Source organism: Blautia sp. 1001283B150304_161114_C9 (genome assembly GCF_015668165.1).
Classification (GTDB): domain Bacteria; phylum Bacillota; class Clostridia; order Lachnospirales; family Lachnospiraceae; genus Blautia_A; species Blautia_A wexlerae.
On record NZ_JADPGO010000016.1, the window covers coordinates 62167 to 88584 of the forward strand.

25 protein-coding genes, 1 tRNA gene and 1 pseudogene are annotated in these 26418 nt (G+C 42.1%); 21 read left to right on the forward strand and 6 right to left on the reverse strand.

The genetic code is table 11. The features are described 5' to 3' along the window. The first annotated feature begins 15 nt into the window (after positions 1 to 15). Positions 16 to 903: a phosphatidylinositol-specific phospholipase C/glycerophosphodiester phosphodiesterase family protein gene (locus I4V44_RS09955; protein ID WP_196002669.1), complete on the forward strand. Its 888-nt coding sequence runs from the start codon at positions 16 to 18 to the stop codon at positions 901 to 903. On the opposite strand, the gene I4V44_RS18250 is transcribed toward I4V44_RS09955, so the two are convergent. Then, entirely contained in the window at positions 896 to 1081 is a 186-nt protein-coding gene (locus tag I4V44_RS18250; RefSeq protein WP_334291924.1) for a DUF6783 domain-containing protein, read from the reverse strand. The genes I4V44_RS09955 and I4V44_RS18250 overlap by 8 nt on opposite strands. On the opposite strand from I4V44_RS18250, the gene I4V44_RS18255 reads away from it, so the two are divergent. Genes I4V44_RS18255 through I4V44_RS09975 form a run of 5 tightly spaced genes read left to right on the forward strand, consistent with a single transcriptional unit; the run spans position 1013 to position 5457 of the window. Continuing rightward, the gene (locus I4V44_RS18255; protein WP_334291925.1) at positions 1013 to 1171 is read left to right on the forward strand and encodes a DUF6783 domain-containing protein; all 159 of its coding nucleotides are present in this window, start codon (positions 1013 to 1015) and stop codon (positions 1169 to 1171) included. The genes I4V44_RS18250 and I4V44_RS18255 overlap by 69 nt on opposite strands. Positions 1172 to 1216: 45 nt before the next feature. After that, entirely contained in the window at positions 1217 to 2551 is a 1335-nt protein-coding gene (locus tag I4V44_RS09960) for a MurT ligase domain-containing protein (RefSeq protein WP_196002670.1), read from the forward strand. Next, the gene (locus I4V44_RS09965) at positions 2551 to 3273 is read left to right on the forward strand and encodes a type 1 glutamine amidotransferase (protein WP_008707293.1); all 723 of its coding nucleotides are present in this window, start codon (positions 2551 to 2553) and stop codon (positions 3271 to 3273) included. Before I4V44_RS09960 ends, I4V44_RS09965 begins: the two co-directional genes overlap by 1 nt. 2 nt (positions 3274 to 3275) lie before the next feature. After that, on the forward strand, positions 3276 to 3917 hold the full coding sequence (locus I4V44_RS09970) for a hypothetical protein (RefSeq protein WP_062807927.1): 642 nt from the start codon (positions 3276 to 3278) through the stop codon (positions 3915 to 3917). A gap of 25 nt (positions 3918 to 3942) precedes the next feature. Next, positions 3943 to 5457 carry a substrate-binding domain-containing protein gene (locus tag I4V44_RS09975; protein ID WP_243280261.1) on the forward strand — a complete coding sequence of 505 codons (1515 nt, stop codon included), beginning with the start codon at positions 3943 to 3945 and terminating at the stop codon, positions 5455 to 5457. A gap of 47 nt (positions 5458 to 5504) precedes the next feature. Here the strand turns inward: I4V44_RS09975 and I4V44_RS09980 are convergent, their stop codons facing one another. Then, on the reverse strand, positions 5505 to 6077 hold the full coding sequence (locus I4V44_RS09980; protein WP_022380651.1) for a xanthine phosphoribosyltransferase: 573 nt from the start codon (positions 6075 to 6077) through the stop codon (positions 5505 to 5507). 353 nt (positions 6078 to 6430) lie between these two features. Here I4V44_RS09980 and I4V44_RS09985 point away from each other — a divergent pair, with 353 nt between their 5' ends. The 3 genes from I4V44_RS09985 to I4V44_RS09995 all read left to right on the forward strand — a co-directional run bounded on the left by I4V44_RS09985 (position 6431) and on the right by I4V44_RS09995 (position 8194). Then, positions 6431 to 6658, forward strand: coding sequence for a hypothetical protein (locus tag I4V44_RS09985; RefSeq protein ID WP_019162473.1), 228 nt, complete (start codon positions 6431 to 6433; stop codon positions 6656 to 6658). A 130-nt stretch (positions 6659 to 6788) separates the two neighbouring features. Continuing rightward, a complete protein-coding gene (locus I4V44_RS09990) occupies positions 6789 to 7136 on the forward strand; it encodes a metal-sensing transcriptional repressor (protein ID WP_008707305.1) in 348 nt (115 codons plus the stop codon). A 227-nt stretch (positions 7137 to 7363) separates the two neighbouring features. Beyond that, on the forward strand, positions 7364 to 8194 hold the full coding sequence (locus I4V44_RS09995; protein WP_008707307.1) for an Mrp/NBP35 family ATP-binding protein: 831 nt from the start codon (positions 7364 to 7366) through the stop codon (positions 8192 to 8194). 76 nt (positions 8195 to 8270) lie between these two features. Here I4V44_RS09995 and I4V44_RS10000 read toward each other — a convergent pair whose 3' ends face one another. Then, entirely contained in the window at positions 8271 to 9149 is an 879-nt protein-coding gene (locus tag I4V44_RS10000; RefSeq protein WP_008707308.1) for a LysR family transcriptional regulator, read from the reverse strand. A 258-nt stretch (positions 9150 to 9407) separates the two neighbouring features. Between I4V44_RS10000 and I4V44_RS10005 the strand changes: the two genes are divergently transcribed. Together I4V44_RS10005 and I4V44_RS10010 are read left to right on the forward strand one after the other, a co-directional pair. Next, the gene (locus tag I4V44_RS10005; protein ID WP_120062362.1) at positions 9408 to 13172 is read left to right on the forward strand and encodes a phosphoribosylformylglycinamidine synthase; all 3765 of its coding nucleotides are present in this window, start codon (positions 9408 to 9410) and stop codon (positions 13170 to 13172) included. Positions 13173 to 13641: 469 nt separating this feature from the next. After that, the gene (locus I4V44_RS10010; protein ID WP_055201253.1) at positions 13642 to 14283 is read left to right on the forward strand and encodes a hypothetical protein; all 642 of its coding nucleotides are present in this window, start codon (positions 13642 to 13644) and stop codon (positions 14281 to 14283) included. 85 nt (positions 14284 to 14368) lie between these two features. Here I4V44_RS10010 and I4V44_RS10015 read toward each other — a convergent pair whose 3' ends face one another. Beyond that, complete coding sequence (locus I4V44_RS10015; protein WP_055060271.1) at positions 14369 to 16156, reverse strand: peptidoglycan-binding protein; 1788 nt, start codon at positions 16154 to 16156, stop codon at positions 14369 to 14371. Positions 16157 to 16661: 505 nt separating this feature from the next. Between I4V44_RS10015 and asnB the strand changes: the two genes are divergently transcribed. The 3 genes from asnB (at position 16662) to I4V44_RS17775 (ending at position 19479) form a co-directional block, all read left to right on the forward strand. Further along, a complete protein-coding gene (gene asnB / locus I4V44_RS10020) occupies positions 16662 to 18494 on the forward strand; it encodes an asparagine synthase (glutamine-hydrolyzing) (RefSeq protein WP_055201248.1) in 1833 nt (610 codons plus the stop codon). Between the two features lie 252 nt (positions 18495 to 18746). Further along, positions 18747 to 19265: a sigma-70 family RNA polymerase sigma factor gene (locus I4V44_RS10025; RefSeq protein ID WP_128866342.1), complete on the forward strand. Its 519-nt coding sequence runs from the start codon at positions 18747 to 18749 to the stop codon at positions 19263 to 19265. An 82-nt stretch (positions 19266 to 19347) separates the two neighbouring features. Beyond that, positions 19348 to 19479 (forward strand): hypothetical protein, encoded by a 132-nt coding sequence (locus tag I4V44_RS17775; protein ID WP_005424140.1) that lies wholly within the window; start codon positions 19348 to 19350, stop codon positions 19477 to 19479. On the opposite strand, the gene I4V44_RS10030 is transcribed toward I4V44_RS17775, so the two are convergent. Beyond that, positions 19471 to 20178 carry a hypothetical protein gene (locus I4V44_RS10030; protein WP_055060273.1) on the reverse strand — a complete coding sequence of 236 codons (708 nt, stop codon included), beginning with the start codon at positions 20176 to 20178 and terminating at the stop codon, positions 19471 to 19473. The two genes, I4V44_RS17775 and I4V44_RS10030, sit on opposite strands and share 9 nt — an antisense overlap. A gap of 219 nt (positions 20179 to 20397) precedes the next feature. Here I4V44_RS10030 and I4V44_RS10035 point away from each other — a divergent pair, with 219 nt between their 5' ends. Together I4V44_RS10035 and I4V44_RS18260 are read left to right on the forward strand one after the other, a co-directional pair. Further along, entirely contained in the window at positions 20398 to 21318 is a 921-nt protein-coding gene (locus tag I4V44_RS10035) for a peptidoglycan-binding protein (RefSeq protein ID WP_022380853.1), read from the forward strand. Positions 21319 to 21494: 176 nt separating this feature from the next. Beyond that, positions 21495 to 21754: pseudogene (locus I4V44_RS18260) on the forward strand (RtcB family protein); the annotation flags it as partial. Positions 21755 to 22366: 612 nt separating this feature from the next. On the opposite strand, the gene I4V44_RS10045 reads toward I4V44_RS18260, so the two are convergent. Further along, on the reverse strand, positions 22367 to 22504 hold the full coding sequence (locus I4V44_RS10045; protein WP_154108108.1) for a hypothetical protein: 138 nt from the start codon (positions 22502 to 22504) through the stop codon (positions 22367 to 22369). Between the two features lie 221 nt (positions 22505 to 22725). Here I4V44_RS10045 and I4V44_RS10050 point away from each other — a divergent pair, with 221 nt between their 5' ends. The 5 genes from I4V44_RS10050 (at position 22726) to I4V44_RS10070 (ending at position 26418) form a co-directional block, all read left to right on the forward strand. After that, entirely contained in the window at positions 22726 to 23781 is a 1056-nt protein-coding gene (locus tag I4V44_RS10050; protein ID WP_118573878.1) for a methionine ABC transporter ATP-binding protein, read from the forward strand. Next, on the forward strand, positions 23768 to 24427 hold the full coding sequence (locus I4V44_RS10055; protein ID WP_008707324.1) for a methionine ABC transporter permease: 660 nt from the start codon (positions 23768 to 23770) through the stop codon (positions 24425 to 24427). Before I4V44_RS10050 ends, I4V44_RS10055 begins: the two co-directional genes overlap by 14 nt. 142 nt (positions 24428 to 24569) lie before the next feature. After that, positions 24570 to 25511, forward strand: a complete 942-nt coding sequence (locus I4V44_RS10060; protein WP_118573879.1) for a MetQ/NlpA family ABC transporter substrate-binding protein — start codon at positions 24570 to 24572, stop codon at positions 25509 to 25511. A 247-nt stretch (positions 25512 to 25758) separates the two neighbouring features. Beyond that, positions 25759 to 26025: a hypothetical protein gene (locus I4V44_RS10065; protein ID WP_118573880.1), complete on the forward strand. Its 267-nt coding sequence runs from the start codon at positions 25759 to 25761 to the stop codon at positions 26023 to 26025. 321 nt (positions 26026 to 26346) lie between these two features. Further along, positions 26347 to 26418: transfer RNA gene (locus I4V44_RS10070), tRNA-Val, on the forward strand.

The window sequence follows — 26418 nt, forward strand, 5'->3', positions numbered from 1 at the left end:
CAGGAGATTGAAAAATTGAGGCAGAATACGAAAAAGAAACGATCAGGATTTGGTTATTTCATCAGGATGTTTTTGTTGTTGGTGGAATTACTGGCTGTTACACTGTTTCTGTGGGGAAATGATGCTTATTCCATATCTGCCACCACACCTGAATTTAAGTGGGAAAATTATAAAACGATCGCACATGCACTGGGAGGGATTGGTGATAAAACCTATCTGAATTCAAAAGAGAGTTTTCTGGCAGGCTATCAGATGGGGTGCAGGTTGTTTGAAGTTGATCTTGTGAAGACATCTGACAATGTATGGGTGTGCCGCCATAGCTGGTATCAGTCTCTTGGACAATGGGAAGGCGATGAAAAGAAAGTTCTGTCCTCAGAGGAATTCTTATCCCGGCCCATTTATGGAAAATATACTCCTATAACATTTGAAGATCTGCTGGTGCTGCTGAGCGATTATCCGGACGCTTTTGTGATGCTGGATTCCAAGCAGTATTCTGTCCGTAATTATCAGAAGACGGTGGAGGACTATGCTGATTATATCGAACTTGCAGAAGCGGCAGGTGTTCCGGATGTGATGGGACAGATCATACCGGAAATCTATAATCAGGCAATGTTTGCCGGAACAGCACTGCTGTATGATTTTCCTGGATATATTTATTCCTTATGGCAGGAATATTCTACAGAAGAACTGACTGAGATCGCAGCATTCTGTAAAGAAAAAAATATTCAGGCAGCTACAGTCTATTATAAATACTGGTCAGAGGATGTGCAGGAGATTTTTGACAAAAAAGGGATCAGGTTATATATTTATACTGTGAATGACCTGAAGGAAGCACAATATTATATGCAAGAGGGTGCGGCAGGTGTATGCTCAGACTATCTGCAGGATACTATGTTTAACTGATCTGTCCTGTTGGCATTATGAAATGGTCATAGAGGATTATTATAGCTGTAGCTGTTCTAGAGCGTGTCTGAAAAATCATTCCCGCAATCTGCACGCCCCGCTTTGCGGTATATTTTGCTCGAATTCGGTTGCCGTAGCCCGCTACGACGCCCTCATCCGGGCAAAATCTCCCACAAATTGTGACATACATCTTGCGGAAAGCATTTTTCAGACACGCTCTAGGATGAATAAGGGCAAAGATATCAGGAGCAAAAAGAATTTTAAATAAGCGGCAATAACAAAGATTATATTATAAAGGAAATTATCATACACAATGAAAATAAGAGTAATGATTGCTGTCTGTGCAGCAAAATTTGTAGGATACGTATGTAAGAAAATGGGAAGACAGGGTGTGACCTGGGCAGGAAAAGTGGCGATTAAGATCTGTCCGGACATTCTGGAACAGCTTTCCTCACAGGTACGAAAGGCTATTTTTGCAACCTGCGGTACAAATGGAAAGACAACTACCAACAATATGCTCTGTGCAGCACTGGAAGCGGAAGGGCAGAAAGTAATCTGTAACCACACAGGTTCCAATATGCTCAATGGAGTTGTTGCTGCATTTGTGCTGGCTGCGAAATGGAATGGTAAAATTGATGCGGACTATGCATGCATTGAGGCTGATGAAGCATCCACCAGACATATTTTTCCAAGAATCAAACCGGACTATATGCTTCTGACAAATCTTTTCCGTGATCAGCTTGACAGATACGGAGAGATTGATATTACCATGAATATTCTGGAAGAAATGATGAGAAAGGTTCCGAAGATGCAGATCATTGTAAATGGTGATGATGCCCTGTCTGCATATCTTGCCATGGATTCCGGGAATCCATATGTAACTTATGGCATCAGTAAACCGGTGATCAAATCTGCGGCAAATGAAATCAGAGAGGGACGTTTCTGTAAGCGATGCGGTGAGAAACTGGAATATCGTTTCTATCATTACAGCCAGCTGGGAGATTATTATTGTCCAAAATGCGGATTTGCAAGACCGAAGCCGGATTTTGATGCAGAGGATGTAAAGGTAGGCGACCAGCTTAGCTTTTGTGTAGAAGGAAAACACATTGTAGCAAATTATAAGGGATTTTATAATGTGTATAATATACTGGCAGCTTATGCGGGAGTGAGGACTGCGGGATTTGCGGGAGAGCATTTCGAGGATATGCTCCGCAGATTTAATCCGGAAAACGGACGTATGGAGCAGTTTCGCATTAAGGGAACAGGAGTAACCTTAAATCTTGCCAAGAATCCGGCGGGATTTAATCAGAATATTTCCGCAGTGATGCAGGATCAGGCACCGAAGGACATCATTATTGCGATCAATGATAATGCTCAGGATGGAACAGATATTTCCTGGCTCTGGGATGTTGACTTTGATCTTCTCGGAAATGATTCAGTGAAATCTATTACTGTAAGCGGTATCCGCTGTCAGGATATGCGTCTGCGGCTGAAATATGTGGATATCCCGTCTGTCCTCGAGGGCGATGTTGAGAAAGCAATCCGCGACAGAGTAGAGGACGGAGTGGGGAATCTGTATGTGCTGGTAAACTATACAGCATTATTCAGTACCAGAAATATTCTGAAGAGACTGGAGGGCGAGAAATAATGAAAATTACAATAGGACATTTATATCCGGATCTTCTGAATCTTTACGGTGACAGAGGTAATATCCAGTGTCTGATGAAGAGATGCCAGTGGCGTGGGATTGAGGCTGAGACCATACCGTTTGAGCTGGATGATAAAATAGATTTCTCGAAGCTTGATATCGTACTTCTGGGTGGTGGTTCGGACAGAGAACAGATGATCGTATGTGAGAAGCTACAGAAAATCCAACCGGATTTTAAGGCTTATGTGGAAGATAACGGCGTTGTCATTGCAATCTGCGGTGGCTATCAGTTACTTGGGAAGTATTACAAAACAGATCAGGGAAACATGAAAGGACTGGACCTGGTAGACTTGTATACAGAGCAGGGCGAAGGCCGTCTGATCCAGAATATCGTTCTGCAGAGTGAGCTGTTTGATATGCCGATCGTTGGATTTGAGAATCATGGAGGAAGAACCTGCATTAATAATAACAAACCACTGGGAAAAGTACTTTACGGTGCAGGAAATGACGGTAAGTCAGGCTATGAAGGCGTAGTATATAAGAATGTGATAGGGACTTATCTGCATGGACCGTTACTTCCGAAGAATCCGCAGCTTGCAGACTGGCTCATTCAACATGCGCTGGAAAGAAAGTATGGAAAAGAAACAGAACTTACACCGTTAGATGACAGTCAGGAAAAAGAAGCAAATGACTATATATACCACAGATTTGTAAGAGGATAATTATGGCGAAATCATGTAATCAAAAAGGAAAAATACTGTATCTGCAGAAAATGCTGTCTGAGACAACCAGCCAAAAGCCTGTCACCATGCAGGAGATTCTGGCAAAACTGGAAGAACAGGGGATTCGAGCTGAGCGAAAGAGTATTTATGATGATATGGAAACCCTGCGTGATTTTGGAATGGATATACATTACAGAAGAGGACGGGAAGGAGGATATTATGAGGAAAAATCTGCTTCAGATAAAACAGAAGCGGATAATACGATAATACATCAGCCAGATGGCGAAACAGGAGAGAAATCTGAAAATGTGCAGGAACAGATTGGAAAAGAATCTGAAGCACCTGCAAAGATCAGTGCTCCGATACCCTCCCAAACAGGAGAGAATATAAAAGAAATCAGGCTTGTATGTCAGAATTCTACAAAGAAAAAAATCCAGCGTACCTTTGGTTCGGAGATTTTCTGCAAAATAAAGGGGGAGGATAATTTTATTGTAACTGTTGAGGTTGTGGTTGATAAGGCATTTTTTGGATGGTTGACTTCTATGGGAAGAAATGTACATATTCTGAAACCAAAGAAAGCAGCCGTTGCCTATCGGGATTATCTGAAGAACATTGCAAAAGATTATAAGGGAATTGATAAATAAATATGATATCAGAAAGGATCGTATTATGAAAAGAAGAGCAACAGCTATTCTGCTTGGAATAATGGTATCCTCCATGTTCCTGTCTGCCTGCGGGAAGAATGAGGCAAAAGAAGCAGCAAATGAAAGCGCCCAGGTAGAAGAAGAGGGCGTAGGCGAAGTAACTGAGGAAGGTGAAAAAGTAGAGGCAGAAAATAAAAATGCTTCTGATGCCGATGACAGCAGCAAGGCAGGAGACGGTGCAAAATCAGACGAAGACAATAAAGAGATATCAGTGAAGGAGGAAGAAGACGGAGATTCTTCAGGAAAAGATTCAGATGATGAATCAGAGGAAGATGCTGAGGTAACGGAAGCTTCTGCCGGAAAGATAGGTGTGCTTCTTTCTGAGGACGATGAGGATGCAAAAATTGACAGCGAAGAGATGACTTCGCAGATTGAAGATGGAGGATATGAGGCAGATGTGAAGAATGCCGGCGGCGATCCTGCGCTTCAGATTTCCCAGATTCAGGAATTTATTGATGAGCAGGTTTCTGCCCTGATCATTGATCCGGTAGATTCCTATGGTCTGACAGATATCCTGAAAACTGCCAAAGAGCAGGAAATACCGGTTATTTCCTATGACAGTCTGATCCGGGATACTGCGGATATCAATTATTATGCAACTTATGATACCAGAGCAATAGGAAAGGATATTGCCAAAGAAATTATCAAAAAAATGGATCTGGATAAAGCCAGAGAGGATAAGAAGTCTTATACAATAGAATTTCTCATGGGATCTCCGGATGACAATGCTGCACTGTTTCTGTGTAATGGAATCCAGGAAGGGCTTCAGGAATATCTGGATGATGGAACACTTGTATGTAAATCCGGAAATACGTCATTTGATGATACAGGAATCATGAGATGGAGCGAGTCATCTGCAAAGACAAAACTTGATTCGATTATAAGTGAGTTTTATGCAGAGGAGAAGGCTCCGGATATTATCTGTACTGCATATGACGGATTTGCTTATGCTGCAGAGGAAATTTTAAGTGACAGTGGTCTGGAACCGGGAAGTGATGAATGGCCGATGATCACAGGATATGGCAGTGAGGCACAGGCAGTAAAGGATATTGCAGCAGGTAAAATGTCATTTACCATGTTTATGGACCGTAAGGAACTGGCTAAGGGCGGAGCACAGATGGCCATTGACTATCTGACAGGAGAGAAAGTTGACGTAAAAGATTATTCACAGTATGATAACGGAGTAAAGATTGTGGGAACTTTTACATGTGGAGCACAGATGATCGACAAGGATAATTATCAGATTCTTGTGGATAACGGAACTTATACGGAAGATGAGATCGCTCCTGATCCCACACCGACACCGGAGGTGACACCTGTGCCGAAAGTGACATTAAAGACAGCCTCAGAGGAAGATTCAAAAGAAGTGACACCAACTCCCGAAACAGAAGATAAATCAGAAGGTGAAACGAGAGAAAATCTGATCTATGATTCCGAAGATAACTCAAAAGTGGAGAAAACATCAGATCAGAAAAAATAAAGAATTCATAGAACAAAAAAAGGATGGGTTTTCCCATCCTTTTATAGTTAATCTCTGAAGGTTAAGGAATCGTCTGTCATGGAATCAACAATGGCAAGAGATTCAAGACGTATTCCCATATCGCGGATCTCCTGACCGCCATGCTGGAATCCTTTTTCAATAACAATACCGGCTCCTTCAAGAGTTGCCCCTGATTTCTTAACAATATCGATCAGGCCGAGAAGTGCACATCCGTTAGCAAGGAAATCATCAATCAGAAGTACATGATCTTCAGGTCCGAGAAACTTCCTGGAAAGGATCACATCATATACTTTCTTATGAGTGAAAGATTCTACTTTAGTTGTATACATTTCTCCATCCAGATTCACGCTCTGTGCTTTCTTGGCAAAAACTACAGGTACATCAAAGTACTGTGCAGCAATACAGGCGATACCGATACCGGATGCTTCAATTGTAAGGATTTTAGTGATTGGACAGTCGGAGAAGCGGCGTTTGAATTCTTTGCCGATTTCATTGATGAGGGTAATATCCATCTGATGATTTAAGAAACTGTCTACTTTTAAAATATTTCCCGGTTTTACAACTCCATCCTTAAGAATTCGGTCTTTTAAAAGCTTCATAGATTTCTCTCCTTTATATATGTAATTAGTTTGTAGCTGTCGGTAACTATCCGGTACACTGCTTCCCGAAAGTACTGAATAGTTACAGTTACTGTGAATATGCAGAATTCAAAAAAAACATCAGGCTGCAAAATGAACAGTAACATTGCTGTTTTGATAATTATAGACTATGATACGCTATAATTCGTCTTCATGCAATTATTTTTGACAAAAAATCTAAAAATAATTATAATAGTCTCAGACTGGTTGGGAAAAACCGCAGGACAATCTGTGCAGATTGCCGTAAATCAGCCGAAGAGGGCTAAATAGTGAAACGGATTGTGAATATCCGTCTTACGGACTGGAGATGGAATATGAAAGAATATGAACTGATATGGGAAATTTTTAATAAATGTCCGCGGAATCAGATGCGTGATGTTTTTGTGGAAGAGCTGGAACTTGAGGATCCGGAAGAATATATCAGAAATAAATTCAAAGGAAAAGAAGTTTCCTATGAGAAAACTGTTCTGGAGGATGGAACCATTATTTTTGATATTACGACTTCACAAATAAAACAGCGTTGCTCCTTTACAGAAATTTGACAAATGTGGTATAATATCATTTACGCTGTACGGAAGTGCTGTAAGCAGGAAAGCCACAGACAGTGTGTGAGGATATAAAGACAGATAAGCGGTAAAGAATCGGATATTCTGAAAGAGAAAGGGGAATGTTATGGCCGAGGAACAAAAGACACATACGCATGTACTGGAGGATGGGACGGTAGTTGAACATTCTCATGGGGAGCATGGGCATCATCACAGTCATGCGCATACAAAGGCAGTGCTGAATCGTATGTCCAGAGCAATCGGACATATGGAATCTATCAAACGTATGATAGAGGACGGAAGAGACTGTGCGGAAGTTCTGATACAGCTTTCAGCAGTGAAATCTGCTATCAATAATACAGGTAAGATCATTCTGCAGGATCATATCGAACACTGTATCGTAGATGCAGTGGAACATGGTGATAAAGAGGCAATTAAAGAACTTGAGGTAGCAATTGACAGATTTGTAAAGTAATATGCGTACTCCAGACTGGCAATAGAGAATATTTTGTTATTGTTCACACACCACTATCCCGCGAGGTGTTTTGGCATGAATATGCCAAAATCCCGAGACATACAAGCCAAAATTCCATTGCCGTAGGCAATCTGGAATGAATTTTGGCTACGTTACTGTGAACGGAGTGAACAGTAACAATATTTTGTCAGTACAGCAGTGCGTAAATATAAAGGAGAAGATTAATTATGGCAAAAGAATGTAACAACACTTCATGCGACAAAGCAAGCTGCGAAGGTTGTTCAAGCAGCAAGAAACAGCAGAGCTTTCAGGCAGAAATGAATGCTCAGTCAAATGTAAAACATGTGATCGGGGTTGTCAGCGGAAAGGGTGGAGTTGGTAAATCCTTCGTAACAGGCTCTCTGGCAAACATGATGGCAGCACAGGGATACAAAGTCGGTATCCTGGATGCGGATATCACAGGACCGTCCATTCCGAAAATGTATGGATTAAAGGGTGCAGCAATGGCAAATGATGAAGGTATCTACCCGATGATCACAAAAAACGGGATCAAGGTAATGTCCATCAACCTTCTGCTTCCTACAGAGGATACTCCTGTAATCTGGAGAGGTCCGGTTCTTGCAAATATGGTAAAACAGTTCTGGACAGATGTTATCTGGGGCGACGTAGACTATCTGTTTGTGGATATGCCTCCTGGAACAGGTGATGTTCCGCTTACAGCATTTCAGTCTCTGCCGATCGAAGGAATCGTGATCGTAACATCACCTCAGGATCTGGTTAAGATGATCGTTAAGAAAGCCTTTAATATGGCTGAGATGATGAAGATACCGGTACTTGGAATCGTAGAGAACTACAGCTATGTGAAATGTCCGGACTGCGGAAAAGAGATCAAAGTCTTTGGTGAGAGCCATATTGATGAGATCGCAGCAGAGCTGAAGGTTCCTGTACTTGGAAAAATGCCGATTGATATGGATTATGCAACCAAGGCAGACGGCGGATTCTTTGCAGCAATCGATAATCAGTATATTACTGATGCACTGGCTGTAATGCCGAAATAAGAAAAAGAAGTTCTCATTCAGTAAGAAACGCGATTATAAAAATTGTTGTTTCAGTACTGAGTGAGGACTTCTTTTATTATATGGAAGTAAACATTTCAATAAAGCGTTCAGCAGCCTGAGAGACAGTAAGACTGTCATGCTGGGCAAGTATAAGCTGACGTCCGGGAAGCGGCTCTTTTAACATGAGCGGTGTCAGCTGATCATTTTCTTTTAACATATAATCAGGAACGCAGGCAATTCCCAGTCCGATCCGTGCCAGATCCAGAAGCAGGTCATTACTGTTTAACTCTACTTCAGGAAGAAGCTTGAGATTATGGGCTGTGAATGCCTCTCGCAGATATTCACTGGTGGTACTTTTGGGGGAAAGCATCAGGATTGGATAGTTCAGAAGCTCCTGCAGTTCGGTCTGAACAGTGTGTACAGGAAAGTAATCCGTATTGGCAACGAATACATCGTGGAATTCTTTCAGCACACGTGTCTGAAAATGACTGCCAAGCCTGGAATTGGGACAGTTGCATACAATCAGATCTGCCTGACCCTTTTCCAGAAGCTCTGCACAGCCGATGGAGGTACTGTTTGTGACTTTAATGCGGACATCAGGATAGGTCTGATGGAATTTCTGCAGATAATCAATGAGAAAATACCGGCAGATCGTATCGCTGGCAGCAATACGCAGCTGGCCTTTCAGCAGATTGTCTCCGGACAGGAGAGATTCTCCCTCATCCAGAAGCTGGAGCGCAGGTTTTACATGCTGGAGCAGAAGTTCTCCTTCAGGAGTTAACAATACTTTCTTGGTACTGCGGATAAAAAGAGGATGATTTAGCTTCTTTTCCAGAGTTTTAATGGACTGGCTGACTGCTGACTGGGAGATAAAAAGCTGGCGGGAGGCCTCTGAGAAGCTGAGGGTGGTGGCAACATAGTAGAATACTTTGTATAGTTCAAGATTAATATCCATAGAAATAAATCCTTTCATAAAATAATGTGATGATACAAATGGTCGGCAGCAATGGAACTTTAGATTGTATGTCTCGGGATTTTGGCATATTCATTCCCAAATATCTCGTCGACAGTGGAGTGTGAACGGTGATTAATTAATTGTATTAATAAAAAATATAAGATATATTAATTTTACTAATGATATTTCCTATGATACTATAAAAGAAGCAATAGTCAAGCATTTTTAAAACAATGCATACATAAGAAAGGAGTTTCTATGAGTAACGTAAGACGTGTCTATGTAGAAAAGAAACCGGCCTTCGCTGTACAGGCAAAGGAATTAAAACATGAGGTCAGCAGCTATCTGGGAATTAAATCCGTAACAGCAGTACGTGTGCTGATCCGCTATGATGTAGAGAATATTTCTGATGAAGTTTTTGATAAAGCATGCAAAACTGTTTTTGCAGAGCCACCTGTAGATGATTTATATCTGGAGAATTTTGAGGCAGCAGAAGGTTCCCGTATCTTCTCTGTAGAATTTTTACCGGGACAGTTTGACCAGAGAGCAGATTCTGCTGTTCAGTGTGTACAGTTCCTGGATGAGAATGCACAGCCTATCATTCGTTCCGCAACTACTTATGTAATTGAAGGAACTATCACAGATGAAGAATTTGATGCTATCAAGCATCACTGCATCAACCCTGTAGATTCCCGTGAGACAGGTCTGCAGAAACCGGAAACACTGGTAACTGTTTTCCCGGAACCGGAAGATGTTAAGATTTTTGACGGATTTAAGGAAATGCCGGAAGCAGAATTAAAGGAACTTTATGATTCTTTAAATCTTGCAATGACATTCAAGGATTTCCAGCATATCCAGCATTATTTCAAAGAAGAAGAGAAACGTGACCCGTCCATGACAGAAATCCGTGTACTTGATACATACTGGTCTGATCATTGCCGTCACACAACCTTCTCCACAGAACTGACAGATGTAAAATTTGACGAAGGTGATTACAAAGCACCGATCGTAGATACTTACAAGAAATATCTTGCTGACAGAGAAGAACTTTACAAAGGCCGTAAGGACAAATTTGTCTGCCTGATGGATCTGGCTCTGATGGCTATGAAGAAACTGAAAGCAGAAGGAAAGCTTGCTGATCAGGAAGAATCTGATGAGATCAATGCCTGCAGTATTGTAGTTCCTGTAGACGTAGACGGTAAAGAAGAGGAATGGCTGATCAACTTCAAGAATGAGACACATAACCATCCTACTGAGATCGAGCCATTCGGTGGTGCAGCTACCTGCCTTGGCGGTGCGATCCGCGACCCGCTTTCAGGACGTACCTATGTATATCAGGCAATGCGTGTAACTGGTGCGGCAGATCCTACTGTTTCTGTAAAAGAAACTCTCAAGGGTAAACTTCCGCAGAAGAAACTGGTAAGAAGCGCAGCTCATGGCTACAGCTCCTATGGAAACCAGATTGGTCTTGCAACAGGTTATGTAAAAGAAGTTTACCATCCTAACTATGTAGCGAAACGTATGGAGATCGGTGCTGTTATGGGTGCTGCTCCCAGACGTGCGGTTATCCGTGAGAATTCTGATCCGGGAGATATCATTATCTTACTTGGAGGACGTACAGGACGTGACGGTATCGGTGGTGCTACAGGTTCTTCCAAGGTTCATACAGAAGCTTCTATTGAAGTGTGCGGTGCTGAGGTACAGAAAGGTAATGCTCCTACTGAGCGTAAGATCCAGCGTATGTTCCGCCGTGAAGAAGTCAGCCATATTATCAAGAAATGTAATGACTTTGGTGCAGGCGGTGTTTCCGTTGCTATCGGTGAGCTGGCAGCAGGTCTGAGGGTAGACCTTGACAAGGTTCCGAAGAAATATGCAGGTCTTGACGGAACTGAGATCGCAATCTCCGAATCTCAGGAACGTATGGCTGTAGTAGTTGACCCGAAAGATGTAGATACTTTCCTTGGCTATGCAAATGAAGAGAACCTGGAGGCAATTCCTGTTGCAGTTGTAACAGAGGATCCTCGTCTGGTACTTGTATGGAGAGGAAAAGAAATCGTAAATATTTCCCGTGCATTCCTTGACACTAACGGTGCACATCAGGAGACAACTGTAGAAGTAGAAATCCCTAACAAAGAAGGCAATCTCTTTGAAGAGCGCCCGGATGTAGCTGATGTAAAAGCTAAATGGATGGAAACTCTGGCAGACTTAAATGTATGCTCTCAGAAGGGACTTGTGGAAATGTTCGATGGTTCTATCGGAGCAGGCAGTGTATTTATGCCATACGGTGGCAAATATCAGCTCACAGAGACTCAGTCCATGGTAGCAAAGGTTCCGGTACAGAATGGTAAAACAGATACTGTAACCATGATGAGCTATGGCTTTGATCCGTATTTATCTTCCTGGAGCCCATATCACGGAGCTGCTTATGCAGTGACAGAGTCCGTTGCAAGAATCGTGGCTACAGGTGGTGACTATAAGAAAATCCGTTTCACATTCCAGGAATACTTCCGTCGTATGACAGAAGATCCTAAGAGATGGAGCCAGCCTTTCGCAGCACTTCTCGGTGCTTATGCAGCACAGATGGGATTTGGACTTCCATCTATCGGTGGTAAGGACAGTATGTCCGGTACATTTAATGATATTGATGTACCTCCAACACTGGTATCTTTTGCAGTTGACGTTGCGAAAATCCAGGATGTGATCACACCGGAATTAAAGAAAGCAGGAAACAAACTGGTATGGCTTCGTGCACCGAAGGATCAGTATGATCTGCCGGATTATGCAGGAATCATGGATCAGTATGAAAAACTTCACAAAGATATGCAGGATGGCAAAGTTGTTTCTGCTTATGCACTTGACCGTCATGGTATCGCAGCAGCAGTTGCGAAGATGGCATTTGGTAACGGCATGGGCGTGAAGATCGAGCATAATCTTGACCCGAGAGATTTCTTTGCACCTGGATTTGGCGATATTATCCTGGAAGTTCCGGATGGTAAGGTTGGTGAGCTTTCCATCACTTATACAGTGATCGGTGAAGTAACTGCTGACGGTAACTTCTCCTATGGAAATACAGTGATCACTGTAGGTGAAGCTGAAAATGCATGGAAAGGTACTCTGGAAAAAGTATTTAAGACAGTTTCTTCTGAGAATGATAAAGAGGCAGCTGACAGAGATGAGAAGCTTTATCGTGCAGACAGCATCTATGTATGCAAGAACAAAGTTGCAAAACCTCGTGTATTTATTCCTGTATTCCCTGGAACAAACTGCGAGTATGACAGCACACGTGCATTCGAGCGTGCAGGTGCAGAGGTGGATGTAAAAGTATTCAAGAACCTGACTGCTGAAGATATCCATGACTCTGTAGAGCTTTTTGAGAAAGCAATCGATCAGGCACAGATCATCATGTTCCCGGGCGGATTCTCCGCAGGTGACGAACCGGATGGTTCTGCGAAATTCTTTGCAACTGCATTCCAGAATGCGAAGATCAAAGAAGCTGTTATGAAACTGATCAATGAGCGTGACGGTCTTGCACTTGGTATCTGCAATGGTTTCCAGGCGCTGATCAAACTTGGTCTTGTACCGTATGGCGAAATCTGCGGACAGAAGGCAGATTCTCCGACACTGACATTCAATACCATTGGACGTCATATTTCCAAGATGGTTTATACAAAAGTTGTAAGTAATAAATCTCCATGGCTGCAGAAAGCACAGCTTGGTGGTGTTTACTGTAACCCGGCTTCACATGGTGAGGGTCGTTTTGTTGCAAATGACGAGTGGCTTGAGAAACTGTTTGCAAATGGACAGGTTGCAACTCAGTATGTGACTCCGGACGGACAGCTTAGCGTTGATGAAGAATGGAATGTCAATGGTTCTTATATGAACATTGAAGGTATTACCAGCCCGGATGGACGTATCCTTGGTAAGATGGCACATAGCGAACGCCGCGGGGACGGAGTTGCCATTAATATCTATGGAGAGCAGGATATTAAAATATTCGAGTCTGGTGTGGAATATTTTAAGTAAAATAGGGGAAAACTTTCCAGACGGAAGGTTCCCAGAGGAAGGACAGAAAGCGCTGTCCCTCCTCTGGACTCCACCCTTGCGCTTTCTTTTTAGGAGCGCCGGGATTGTGGTGTGGAGGAGTGTATTAACTTTGCGTATTCGCCTGGTTGGGTAGCGCCCTTTTTTGAGTGTGAAGGTCGCCACTCAAGTTTGACACCAAAACTAACGGGAAGCCAGTAAAATCAAGGCTTCCCGTATTTTGTCTGCATGTGGTATATTCGTCCGATTTAGACATGAGAAAAATTTTTTTAATATTTTAGCAATCTGCGCATCTGCTCTTGGGTACGGTATTTATGGTTTAATTCCAGATTGAAAACATGTCCGATTTCTGTTGGAAGACTTTTAGGTGTTATTAGTGCCAGAAATAGGTAATGGGAAGTTATTTAGAGTAAAATAAAAATTGTAAAAAGTAAAAAAGAAAGGATAAAAAATGAGAAAAAAGATTCTGAAAGTGTTTTTTGTGATATTGACAGGTATCACGGTGACCCTGACAGGATGTGAATTGTCAGGAAGCAACGAATCCGCGCAAACGGAAAGCGAAAGTGGTAAGGATGCTGTAAAGTTTATTCCAAATCTTACTACGGCTGTTACCAGGAAGCCAACGCCCACAGCTGTGGCAGCAAATCCAGGAGACAGTGTGCAGAATCAACAGTCTGGAAATAACGCAGAAGCGGAAATTTACCAAAGCCAGGGAGATCCCGCAGATCAGGAATCTGCACAGGAAGAAACTTATGATATCCAATATATCACTGGTAATATTCTGTATTCCGATGAAAATACGATAACAGTAGAAGTGGGCGAATCAGGAAATTATTATAATATGGTTTTTAATATAGAAAACGCCGTCCTGAATATAGCTAATGGGAGTGCTGTACGATCCGGACTGAATGTTGACCTGGAGTATTATAGTCAGAATAACGTTAATATAGTAATCATGCTTACGAGTGATGGGGAGGAATATTTACCTTCCAGTACATTAGAGGAAGCGCAGAAAATGACCGACGAATATGTACCTGATGTGAGTGAATCGGAAAACGAAGATTTTGAAGATACCTCTCCCAGTGAATATTAGATTTTCTCGCATTTTCTCGGAAAAGGCACTGCATATGCAGCGCCTTTTTCTCAGGTGCGCTCGTCAGGCGCATGTTCAAAAATCGTTAAACACCTGCAAGCTTTGCAAAAGTATCTCTTCCCGCAATTCCATCCGCAGTTAATCTCTTAGAAGTCTGGAATTTTTTCACACCTTGCTTTGTGGCGGCTCCAAAGGCATTATCAATCCCGTTATTCAGGGTAATACCATGAGCATAAAGACCAATCTGCAGAACTCCGACATAAAGGTTATTGGCCCCTTCTGAAAGCACATGAGCAGCACAGGCATTGGATGTGTTTGTTCCCCAGATGCCATCGGTTGTAAGGCCAGTGCCGTATACGGAATTAAGTGCAGTCTGGATTGCTTTAATATATGCTTTCTGACTCGCAGATCCCCAGATACCGTCTACAGTCAATCCGGCTTTGAACTTTGAGTTCAATGCAGTCTGAGCTGTTTTAACTGCGGAGGAACCTGTGGAAGCAGTTCCTTTGCCTACATAATCCTGATGCATATAACCGATTCCGATTCCAGACACTTTCACATGAACCCATACACCAGAGTTGGTTCCATCTAGCTCAAGGCTGGTTCCCTTTGATACCGTACCCATGATGGCTCCGCCTGGCGTCTGACGTACATAAACGCCATCTCCAGTACATACCCCAGTGCTTTTCGTTGTCCAGGTAGAAGGAGTTGTTGTTTCGCCAGAGTTATTAATGGAATTAATAATACTATAATCCGGCCTGGCGAATCTTGTACCGGAGGACGCACTCAATGTACGGTTTCTCTGATATACGCCGATCCCTTCAGCTACCACACCGGAACCGTCATTTGTATTGCCTTCAATGGTAGTATAAGAATTACCACTAACAGCAATAACAAGTCCAGTATGATTAAATACCGACCCATTATGATACATTACGATGTCTCCAGCTTTCGGCGTAGAATAATTGGTAAATTTGGTTGAAATGTTTGGAACACTTATATACGGCCAATGCTTTAATAATTCCGAAGCCTTCGACTTGTTAAAGGCTTTCATAAATACCCAGCTTATAAAGCAGGCACACCATGCCTGACCCTGGTATTCTGGTGCAACATCCCGCCAATACTTTGTATAATTAGCGGTTCCTGCATTTGCGGTCTTGCTGTCAAGATTTGCATTCGATGCTTTCTCACGATAACCGATTTCTGCTTTTGCAATATTTATCGCTGCCTGAATTGCATCGGATGCTGTCACCTTATAATTAGTGATATAGGTCTTTAATGCATTATATACCATTTTCTGTCGGCTCTTATATGCTCCGACCTGATTTCCGGTATCTGTCTGGCAGGCAGTATAAAGATGATCCAGTGTGTAAGGCTTTGTAGTCTTGGCAAGAATCCTTTTCACCGCAGAAAGTCCACCCTGATGGCGAAAATTTGCACACATCATTTTGGCATCCATTGCTGTAACGCCCAGAGAAGCTGCTTCCTTCACATAAGTTTCCATCTGTCCATCCATAAGCTGATCCTGGCAGCGATGACCAACTGTTGAATTGATAATATGTACAATTGCCTTCGCTTTTGCCGAGGTTTTTGAGAGCTGATAGTTTGACCAGTCTGTTTTATTAAGATCCGCCGCGACACCGGCCGTATCATACTTGCTGAAAGTTGCGGCATCAGTAGTTTTAATCTTAAGAAGAAGTGTACGAGCCTCATTGCCATACCACTGTCCGGCACCGATTGTGATCGCATGTTCCGCAGAACTGTTGGTATATGCTTCCGTAAAATCAGCATAGTCCTTTTGTCCATATACTTGTCCGCCAGTTTCCACTGCATAAATAATATTTCGCATTACAAGTTTTTCATGATCTGTCATTGTGTTTTTTCTCCTTTTGAAATTTTGGAATTTGCAAATTCATTTTATAAGGAGAAAAATAGTCTCAAAATGTAAACCGCTAATCAAGATTTTTGACAAAAAAGTGCCGTGAAATCCAATGAGCAGAAGTGCAAAAGCAGGATTCATGTTCGGCAAGTGATGAAGAGCAAATTTGATGGCTGAAAACGAAAAAAGCCCTTGGGCTGTACCGTATGCTACTGCGCAATGACTTTTGAGAATGAAAATGAGACAGTTGTTACTGTTGGAAGACTTTTAGGTGTTGTTAGTGCCAGAAATATATTATGGGGTGTTATATGAGGTAAAATAAAGAAGTAAAGGTTGACAACAAGGATAAACGATATGTCAATGTAACTATTGACTGTATAGATGGGAATGGGATGAGGGGAATACCTCTTAGATGTCCTTACCTCTATACCATAAAAAGAAATAAGTCTGTAAGAGATTTCTCTTGCTTACAAACTTATTATACGAGATGGAGAAAAGCATGTGCGGAATTTGTGGATTTTTCGGAAAGAAAAAGAACAAAAGAGAGATTGTGGAAAAAATGAAGGAAAAGCTGGTACATCGAGGTCCAGATGCGCAGGGCAGTTTTGTAAATGACAGCGTGGCCCTTGGATTTCGCCGCCTGAGTATCATCGACCTGGAAGGCGGCCTGCAGCCTATGAAAAGCAGCAGTCAGAACCTGACAGTGGTGTTTAACGGAGAAATCTATAATTACCAGGAACTGCGGGAGCAGATGGAACGGGAAAAGAAGATTCTTTTTGTCACCCGCTCGGACACGGAGACGCTGGTGAATGGTCTTGAGGCTTATGGTCCGGCGTTTGTGGAGCAGCTTCGTGGAATGTTTGCCTTCGCCGTCTGGAATGAGAAAAAAGAAGAACTGATGCTGGCGAGGGATTTTTTCGGAATCAAGCCGTTGTTTTACACAGTGGTGGATGGAAATTTCGTGTTTGCGTCGGAGATTAAGAGCATCCTGCAGTTCCCGGGCGTCCCGAAAAAGTTGAATGAACGGGCGCTGGAGCAGTATCTTTCTTTTCAGTATTCCGTGCTGGAGGAAACTTTTTTTGAGGGAATCTACCGCCTTCCGCCGGGCTGTATGCTGTTTTACCGCCAGGGAAAGTATGAAATCTGCAGATATTTTCAGCCGAAGCTACAGCCCGAGGCGGGGTGTTCGCTGGCGGATATGGAGAAAAAACTGGAGAGCGTGCTTAAAAAATCCGTCCGCCGCCATATGGTCAGTGATGTGGAAGTGGGAACTTTCTTGTCCGGCGGTGTGGATTCGGGTTTTATTGCCGTGTTGTCCGGGGCAAAAATGGCGTTTACGGTGGGATTTCTGGATGGGAACAGCGGCTACAACGAGGAAAACAGGGCCAGGGAGGTGGCCCGGTATGCGCATCTTTCTTATCACATGCATACTATCGGGAAAAAGGAGTTCTGGGATGTGCTTCCAAAGGTAATGTACGCCCTCGACGAGCCCAGCGGTGATGCTTCTGCCGTCGCCATGTATTTTTTGGCTGCCAAGGCGTCTCGTTATGTGAAGGTGGTGCTCTCCGGGGAGGGTGCGGACGAACTATTTGGCGGTTATAATATCTACCGGGAGCCTCTGGCTCTTCAGAAAGTGGCCTGGATTCCTGAAAAGATCCGGCGTGCGGTTTCCCGGCAGGCGAAAAAACTGCCGGACCGCCGCGGCAAGAGCTTTCTGATCCGGGCCGGCCAACGGGTGGAGGAACGGTTTATCGGGAACGCCCATATTTTCACCGACGAGGAGCGCCGGGAGCTTTTGAAAAATCCGACCGACACGCCGTCCTGTCAGGAGTTTCTGCGAAAGACTTATGAAGAAGCCGCCGGGCTTTCCGACCCGGAGAAAATGCAGAACATCGACCTGAAATACTGGCTGGCCGGGGATATTTTGCAGAAAACCGACCGCATGAGCATGGCCCATTCGCTGGAGGTGCGCGTGCCCTTCCTGGACCGGGATGTGTTCGAGGCTGTCCGGACACTTCCGCCGGAGGCAAAATTTGCCCACGGAAAGACGAAGTATCTGTTTAGGAAGGTGGCCCGGAAATACATCCCGGAAGACACGGCCGCGCGGAAAAAGCTGGGATTTCCGGTGCCTGTCCGTGTCTGGCTGCGGGACGACGACTGGTACGGGAGAGTTAAAAAAATGTTTCAAAGCCCCATATCCCGTCAGTATTTCCACACGGAAAAGCTGACGGCGCTTCTGGAGGAGCATCACGCGGGAAAGAAGGACAACAGCCGGAAAATCTGGACGGTGCTGGCGTTTTTGTTCTGGTATCAGGAATATTTTGATGAGTAAAAATAATAAGAATAACCCAAAAAAGATTGTAAAAATAGATTTTGAAAGTATTTTTGGTAATGATGGCGGGAAGCAGCTGTAAAATATATAGCTTCTGTAGTGAGGATTATATGCAGGATGGAAATTGGGAATATTGTTTAAATACAATATTCCTTTTTTTATAGATATAAGAAACCTTTGATTCTGAACAAAAAAATAAAAAATAAGTTTACATTTTTATGCCCAGATACTCTTTAAAAAATAAAAGGGTATATGATGCAGGGATATAAAGATTTGGTTATACAGGCAAAAAATGATTCAAAATACATGCAAAGCTTACTTTGCATAATGGAACCTTTAGTAAAATCATATGCAAAAAAAATATTCTTTCTAGATTGGGATGACGCAACTCAAGAATTGAATTTGGCAATTATAGAAGCAGTAAAAACAATCGCCACTTGTGAAGACGATTATCAGTGCTTGAAATTCATTACCAATTCAGTGAAATATAAATTTGCTCATCTTTGCAAGAGAAACTTAAAAAAAGAAAAATACGAATGTGCATATATGGATAATGAAGGTGATTTACAAGAAAGCTATAGAGCGGATTATTCATCTGTGGAATTAGCATTTGATCTGAAAAATATAACCTTAAAAATGACTTCAAACCAAAGGGATATTTTAAAATACTTGATTTTAGGGTGGTCAGATAGTGAAATCGCATCTTTCTTACACTTTAGCCGTCAATATGTAAACAGAGAAAAGAAAAAAATATATCAATTTCTGAAATGATTTTTTACATAAATAGTAAGTGCTGAATATTGCTTGAATTTGTGACATAAACATATTTGCAGCAGTCAAAAGAAGAAGCAACATGTTTGAAAGAAAAATTAAGTCAAAAATGCCGCAGCCTTTGAAAATATTGGCTGCGGCATTTAAAATATATGATATGTTTGATGTAAAAAACATCAGGTTCTCAACCAGACATTTGGGTAAGTCAAGATGATGCTTCTGATATAAGATATGCAACATTAAAATCATCATATACTTGAGAATTTAAATGCATATCTTCATATAACTTGATATAGTCGCCGATTGTTTTGCCAAAAACAGAACTATTACAATTATTGCATGTGTTATCCTCTGCATATATATGAGTGTTTCCATCGTTGTCCTCAACAAATAAGAGAGTAACATCTATTTTATCTTCTGTTAACCAGAAAGAGATATATTTTGAAAGAGTCCCATCGATTTCTGTGGCACCATCCGGAATTTGTTCATCTGATTCCAGCTCATTAATATGTTCCCAAAAAATTTGAGGAGAGAACACAAGTAATTTTAAGTTTTTTTGAGAGTCTTCTGAGTACCATATATGTGCTTCTGTGTTGAGATAGTCGGTTATATTAATATCCGTATCTGCCGGTAACTCATAAGTTTCACCGACGTCGGAAGTCAGTGAAAAGGTTTTGGTATGATTAGAATAAAAAGTGACAATCCCCTTGACAAAATAGTAAGTTGTATCTGACTCACTGTCATAATAAGAGCCGGAACCATCTATATCATAAGATACATGTTGCCCCTCAGGCTCCTTAGGGGCGGAAAGGGTGATTAGATCTGAGGGGGCTTTGCCAAAAGCTTGTCCGGATAGCAATATACTACCGAGTACGATACTGCCTGCGATACATAGAATTTTTACATTATTCATGGTTAAATGGCCTCCTTGTTTAGTTGTTGAATATTATATCAATTAAAGTGTGAAAATTGTAATTTTGACTTATCGAAATATGTTTTAGAAATGAGTAGAATTTCGGTTATTTTTGAATATTTGTTTTTAATGAAAATAATGGTTTACATTTCGCCTGTAAGTTACTTTATATAAGACAGATAACCGGTTATCACAAATAAAAAACGGAGGTAATATAATATGGCAACAGCGAGTACAATTATCAAAACAGCGAGCAATGAGATTGGAGTAAAAGAAACCGGCAATAACAACGTAAAGTACAATACGGAGTATTATGGAAAGGCGGTAAATGGTGATGCTTATCCGTGGTGTGCAGTGTTCGTATGGTGGGTGTTTAAACATTCCGGCGCATCTAGCATTTTTTATGGAGGCGGAAAAACAGCATCTGTCTATGAAATTTGGAGATATTATAATTCATTAGGACGTGTTTATTCAAGCCCGAAGGTCGGAGACCTCGCAATTATTACTACGTCTGCGGGGGGAACTTATGGTCATGTTGGTATTGTTAAGTCAGTCAGCGGAAATACGTATGTAACAATTGATGGAAATTCTAAAGATCAGGTAAGAACAACTAATCGTACTGTTGGTTCTCCCAAGGCTTCGTTTTGCAGACCGGCATATGGAAGTGGATCTGGTTCCAGCACAAACCTCTCTATGGGTTCAAGTGGAACTGATGTGAAGGATATGCAGAAAAAGCTTATTGCATTAGGCTATAGTTGTGGTTCCTCAGGTGCAGATGGGTCTTTCGGACAGGGAACATATAATGCCGTTTGCAATTTTCAGAGAGACCATGGCTTGACGGTGGATGGTGTTATTGGGCCTACGACACGATCTAAAATAAATTCCGCATATTCAAATTTAGGAGGAAGTAGTTCCGGCACAAATCTGTCTATGGGCTCAAGCGGAACTGATGTGAAAAATATGCAGAAAAAACTTATTGCTTTAGGGTACAGTTGTGGTTCCTCTGGCGCAGATGGAATTTTTGGACAGGGAACATATAACGCTGTTTGCAAATTTCAGAAAGCAAATGGTTTATCCGTTGACGGAATTATTGGACCTGCTACTCGGGCGAAAATTAATGCTTTATATGCAAAATTGTAAAATGGATATAAGATAAAAATGACAGATGCAGGAAGTAGAGTTTTTAGAATCTACTTCCTGCATTTGTTTATTTGATAAATGTATGGTAAATGGTGTTTTAAAAAAAACGGGAAATACTAAAGAAAGACTATATATGGGCAGCGGTTTATGTAGCGGGGATCGGTCAGTATGGAAACTATCCGGATGATTATCTGCATGATGTAGAGATATGCCAGAGCTTTGCCTGCTAGAACCGTGAAGAAATGGTGGAGAGTGTTTTGGAAAAGATAAGAATGAAGTGCCAGAAGGTATTTCATACTATCCACAATTACATTGATACGGATGAGATGATCTTAAGGAAAAGTACGATTGCTGCTCATGCCGGTGAGAAAGTCCTGATTCCGATTAATATGCGTGATGGAAGTGTATGGCGGTGGGAAAAGGCAATCCAGAATTCTTCATCCAGCCAGAACAGGATTTCCATAAATTCCTCCGGCATGTCTCCGAAGAGCGGTGAGATTGAAAGCAGACTAATGTTAAGAACATCTGCAATTTTTTTAAAATTTCCGGTCTGGGAATCCGGGCATTCGTTTCGTATTGAGTAATTCTTGTGCCGAAGGCTTTGTTCAGACCGATGGCGCGGCCAAGTTGATTACCGGTCATAGCTCTGAATTTTCTGCATATCTTAATCCTTTTTCCAATAGTTATGTTGAAATTTTCTCCTTCTTTTGATACAAATACGTTATGATTTTTCGTGATTATTATTTTTAACAACAGCGTTGCTTCTTGAAGCAAATGCTGGATGGAGCGTCTCCTGGTTCTGGGAAATATCAGGCGCAGACGGTATCTGCTCCTCAACATTTTCAGAGTGAAGATGGATATCCTGCTGTTTCCGGAGTTTTTTCCATTCGTCTCGGGCGGTGGCCTGTTCAGCTTCTAATTTTTCAATCTGTGCGTCCAGTTTCTCCGGCTTTGGCAGAGCCTTTACGCCGAGCTCCTTCAGGGCCTCTTTGCTGGTAATGTGAAGCTCATACTCTTTCTGATGTTGTCCGCGATAGAGGGCAGGATTTTAGGTATTTTTTTCATTTTCTACGATTTCCCTGAAAGCGCGGTAAGCGGAGCATTGTTTTTTGATCAGCTGTTTCGTCTGTATCTGCTGGCCGATTTCATCAATCTTGTCCCGGGCGGAGGCAACGGAACCGTCCATATCTGCGATATGCTTCTGAAAATCCTCGTAGTTTAGTAGGTTATTCTCACAAAGATAATTAAATAAATCCAGGAGATATAGAATTTAATGTGGTAAAGCGATAAAAATATAGTTTTAAACTATAGCTGGTGCTAGATATTATGAATTGGCATATTTGGAAGTGTAGTGGTATAGTATGTTCATGCTCAACGGAGCGGGGAATAAGAGAGAGGGAGAATGAGATGTCTGGGATTGTGATTGAGAAGGTCCGGAAGTCTTTTGACACGAAAGATGGCGTGGTCGAGGCTTTGAAGGATGTGAACCTGAATATCGATTCCGGTGATATATATGGGATTATCGGTATGTCAGGGGCAGGTAAGAGTACATTGGTACGATGTATGAATTTTCTGGAGGTTCCCACAGAGGGCCGGGTTCTGATAGATGGGAAGGCTCTTGGAGATTTGACAGAGAAGGAATTGAGGAAGCAGAGGGAAGAAATCGGTATGATCTTCCAGCATTTCAATCTGCTGATGCAGAAGTCAGTGATTGATAATGTCTGTTTTCCACTTTATATAAAAGGAAAGAAGAAGGCAGAGGCCAGAAAGAGGGCAGCAGAGCTTTTGGAGATCGTTGGTCTGGGGGACAGGCAGAATGCTTATCCTGCACAGCTCTCCGGTGGTCAGAAGCAGAGGGTTGCCATTGCAAGAGCACTTGCATCGGATCCGAAGATTTTACTTTGTGACGAGGCTACCAGTGCACTGGATCCGCAGACTACTTCTTCCATTCTGGAATTGCTGAAAAAGATTAATAAGCAGTTTGGAATCACCATAGTGATCATTACTCATCAGATGTCGGTTGTGCGTGAAATCTGTACACATGTGGCGATCATGTATGAGGGTGAAGTGGTTGAGAAAGGACTGGTTGCAGATATTTTTGCAAATCCTCAGTCGGAGGTTGCCAAAGAACTGATCCGAAAGGATACAGGCTCTGATATCGACGTAGACAGCAGACTGGATGCAGGCAGGGAAAAAGGACAGGCAGAGATCAAAAGCGGTGAGAAAATACGAATTGTATTTTCAGAGAATTCAGCTTTTGAGCCTGTGATCGCAAATCTGATCCTTACCTTCGGAGAACCGGTAAATATCCTGAAGGCAGATACCAAGAATGTAGGTGGTGTAGCCAAGGGAGAGATGATACTGGAGTTTATGGAAGGCAGTACCAGGACAGAAATGATGAAGCAGTATCTGAAAGAAAAAGGTTTAGCAATCGGGGAGGTGACAGAATATGTGGGATCATGAGACAATAATGATGATTGTCCAGGGTGTGGGAGAAACACTTTACATGACAGTTCTTTCCACAGTTCTGGGATACCTGTTCGGACTTCCTATGGGAGTGCTGCTGGCAGTGTCTGATAAAGAGGGACTGAAACCAAATGCAGTGTTGTATAAGATACTGGATGCAATTGCAAATATTGTGAGAAGTATTCCGTTTCTGATATTACTGATTCTGCTGATTCCTTTTACCAGAGCAGTGGTGGGAAAGAGCTATGGATCAACAGCAACGGTAGTGCCACTGGTAGTGGCTGCCATTCCTTTTATCGCACGAATGGTGGAATCTTCTATTAAAGAGGTGGATGCAGGTGTGATCGAGGCAGCCAGAGCTATGGGTGCCAGCAATATAAGGATCATCGTGAAGGTTCTTCTGGTAGAAGCCAGAACTTCACTGATCACAGGAGCAACGATTGCGATTGGAACGATCCTTGGTTATTCCGCAATGTCCGGTGCAGTTGGCGGCGGCGGACTTGGTGATATCGCCATCCGTTATGGATATTACAGATATCAGTCAGATATTATGATCGTTACAGTTATCCTGCTGGTGGTGCTGGTACAGATTTTCCAGTCAGTGGGAATGATGATCGCAAATAAGATTGACAGAAGAAAATAGCTATAAGAAATCCATAATTAATAAGGAAATGAAATATTTTCGAATGGATGAAAATAACATAAACCCAATCGTTTTAAGAAATTGTTGATTATAAAATGGTTATGAAAAAAGTTAAAATATAAAATTCAGGAGGACAATTATTATGAAAAAATTAGTGGCAGCAGTTTTAACAGGAGTATTAGTAGCAGGAACATTAAGCACAGGTGTTTATGCAAAGGATGATGACAAAACCATCACAGTTGCAGCGTCTGCAACACCCCATGCAGAAATCCTTGAGGAGGCAAAACCGCTTCTTGAGAAAGAAGGATATGAACTTGAAGTTACTGTATTTGATGACTATGTAAGACCAAACGAGGTAGTTGAGAGCGGTGAGTTTGATGCAAACTACTTCCAGCATATCCCATATCTGGATCAGTTTAATGAAGAGAAGGGTACACACCTTGTAAATGCAGGTGGCATTCACTATGAGCCATTCGGAATCTATCCTGGAACAAAAGACAGCCTGGATGATTTGGAAGACGGAGATTCTATCGCAGTACCAAATGATACCACAAACGAAGCAAGAGCACTTCTTCTTCTCCAGGATAACGGAATCATCACTCTGAAAGATGGTGCAGGATTAAATGCAACTGTTAAGGATATTGCAGAGAATCCTCACAATGTAGAGATCGTAGAGCTGGAAGCAGCACAGGTAGCACGTGTTACAGGCGAGACAGCTTATGTGGTATTAAACGGAAACTATGCTCTGGAAGCAGGATTCTCAGTAGGAAAAGATGCACTTGCATATGAGAAATCCGACTCTGAAGCAGCGAAAACCTATGTAAATGTGATCGCAGTCAAAGAAGGCAACGAAAACAGCGATAAGATCAAAGCCCTGGTTGACGTACTGAAATCTGATGAGATCAAAGACTTCATCAATGAAAAATATGACGGTGCTGTAATTCCTTTTGATGACAGCGCAGACACTGAAGACGCTGCTGCAGAAGAAACAGACAGCAAGGATACAGATAGCAAGGATGAAGCAAAAGAGGATGCTGCAGAAGAGAATGCAGAAACAACTGAAGCAGCAGAAGATGCTGAATAATAACAGATAATAATGATAAATAACAGGAGATTCCTTTTTCAGGTAAAACTGGAGAAGGAATCTTTTTCTGAATAAACTGCGAAGCGGTTATTCGGTTATGAGCAGGTAATTATAGATGCAGCAGTGAAGAGTCTGGAGTGTAAGGAACTGGTTGCCGCTTTGGGTGGCAGACTGACCATATCAGAGTATCTGAAATTTGATAAAGCATTCCTTGAGCCGGAGGGAATGATGATTTACGGACAGTCGGGTGCCGATTTATTTTGGCGGCAATATAGATTCAGGAAAAGTGACTTATGAGGGAAAAGAATATCCAAGGCGTATTCAGCTTAGAAAATTTGATGAAAAGGCAGCTCGCAGCGCTGGTGCATTGTGTGTGAAGGACTGCTTTGATGAGAGTTACAGATATGACTGGTACGATGACGAAACGGATAACTGGTGGAATTATCAATGCCAGTATAATACTGAAGAAATATGCATTGCCACAATAGGAAGCGCAGTAGATACGGAAAAATAAAGAAAGAACTGTTAGTTATCCTGAGCCTTAAAGATGACAAGGGAGAACAGAGATATTGTCAGGTTGCACCACGTTGTCTGTATCTGGATGATTATAAAAATCTTATAGATGGAATTGATGGAAATAAGAGACTTGCATTTGTCTTGTGCTTTTTGAGTTTTTTTGTGTCAGAAATGCTTTAAAATGTACGAATAATTAAAAAAATAAAAAAAATTAAAAAAGTTTCAAAAAAGGTGTTGACATCCGACAAAATCCATTATATAATAGCAAAGCAAGTTACGGAGCGGACAACAAATAAGCCGCCTGAAACAAGCACAATATGGAATCTTAGCTCAGCTGGGAGAGCATCTGCCTTACAAGCAGAGGGTCATAGGTTCGAGCCCTATAGGTTCC

Coding starts and splice junctions, on each gene's coding strand:
- I4V44_RS09960 (WP_196002670.1), top strand. CDS start 1,217: ATGAAAATAAGAGTAATGATTGCTGTCTGTGCAGCAAAATTTGTAGGA.
- I4V44_RS09965 (WP_008707293.1), top strand. CDS start 2,551: ATGAAAATTACAATAGGACATTTATATCCGGATCTTCTGAATCTTTAC.
- I4V44_RS09970 (WP_062807927.1), top strand. CDS start 3,276: ATGGCGAAATCATGTAATCAAAAAGGAAAAATACTGTATCTGCAGAAA.
- I4V44_RS09975 (WP_243280261.1), top strand. CDS start 3,943: ATGAAAAGAAGAGCAACAGCTATTCTGCTTGGAATAATGGTATCCTCC.
- I4V44_RS09980 (WP_022380651.1), bottom strand. CDS start 6,077: ATGAAGCTTTTAAAAGACCGAATTCTTAAGGATGGAGTTGTAAAACCG.
- I4V44_RS09985 (WP_019162473.1), top strand. CDS start 6,431: ATGAAAGAATATGAACTGATATGGGAAATTTTTAATAAATGTCCGCGG.
- I4V44_RS09990 (WP_008707305.1), top strand. CDS start 6,789: ATGGCCGAGGAACAAAAGACACATACGCATGTACTGGAGGATGGGACG.
- I4V44_RS09995 (WP_008707307.1), top strand. CDS start 7,364: ATGGCAAAAGAATGTAACAACACTTCATGCGACAAAGCAAGCTGCGAA.
- I4V44_RS10000 (WP_008707308.1), bottom strand. CDS start 9,149: ATGGATATTAATCTTGAACTATACAAAGTATTCTACTATGTTGCCACC.
- I4V44_RS10005 (WP_120062362.1), top strand. CDS start 9,408: ATGAGTAACGTAAGACGTGTCTATGTAGAAAAGAAACCGGCCTTCGCT.
- I4V44_RS10010 (WP_055201253.1), top strand. CDS start 13,642: ATGAGAAAAAAGATTCTGAAAGTGTTTTTTGTGATATTGACAGGTATC.
- I4V44_RS10015 (WP_055060271.1), bottom strand. CDS start 16,156: ATGACAGATCATGAAAAACTTGTAATGCGAAATATTATTTATGCAGTG.
- asnB (WP_055201248.1), top strand. CDS start 16,662: ATGTGCGGAATTTGTGGATTTTTCGGAAAGAAAAAGAACAAAAGAGAG.
- I4V44_RS10025 (WP_128866342.1), top strand. CDS start 18,747: ATGATGCAGGGATATAAAGATTTGGTTATACAGGCAAAAAATGATTCA.
- I4V44_RS17775 (WP_005424140.1), top strand. CDS start 19,348: ATGTTTGAAAGAAAAATTAAGTCAAAAATGCCGCAGCCTTTGAAAATA.
- I4V44_RS10030 (WP_055060273.1), bottom strand. CDS start 20,178: ATGAATAATGTAAAAATTCTATGTATCGCAGGCAGTATCGTACTCGGT.
- I4V44_RS10035 (WP_022380853.1), top strand. CDS start 20,398: ATGGCAACAGCGAGTACAATTATCAAAACAGCGAGCAATGAGATTGGA.
- I4V44_RS10045 (WP_154108108.1), bottom strand. CDS start 22,504: ATGGACGGTTCCGTTGCCTCCGCCCGGGACAAGATTGATGAAATCGGC.
- I4V44_RS10050 (WP_118573878.1), top strand. CDS start 22,726: ATGTCTGGGATTGTGATTGAGAAGGTCCGGAAGTCTTTTGACACGAAA.
- I4V44_RS10055 (WP_008707324.1), top strand. CDS start 23,768: ATGTGGGATCATGAGACAATAATGATGATTGTCCAGGGTGTGGGAGAA.
- I4V44_RS10060 (WP_118573879.1), top strand. CDS start 24,570: ATGAAAAAATTAGTGGCAGCAGTTTTAACAGGAGTATTAGTAGCAGGA.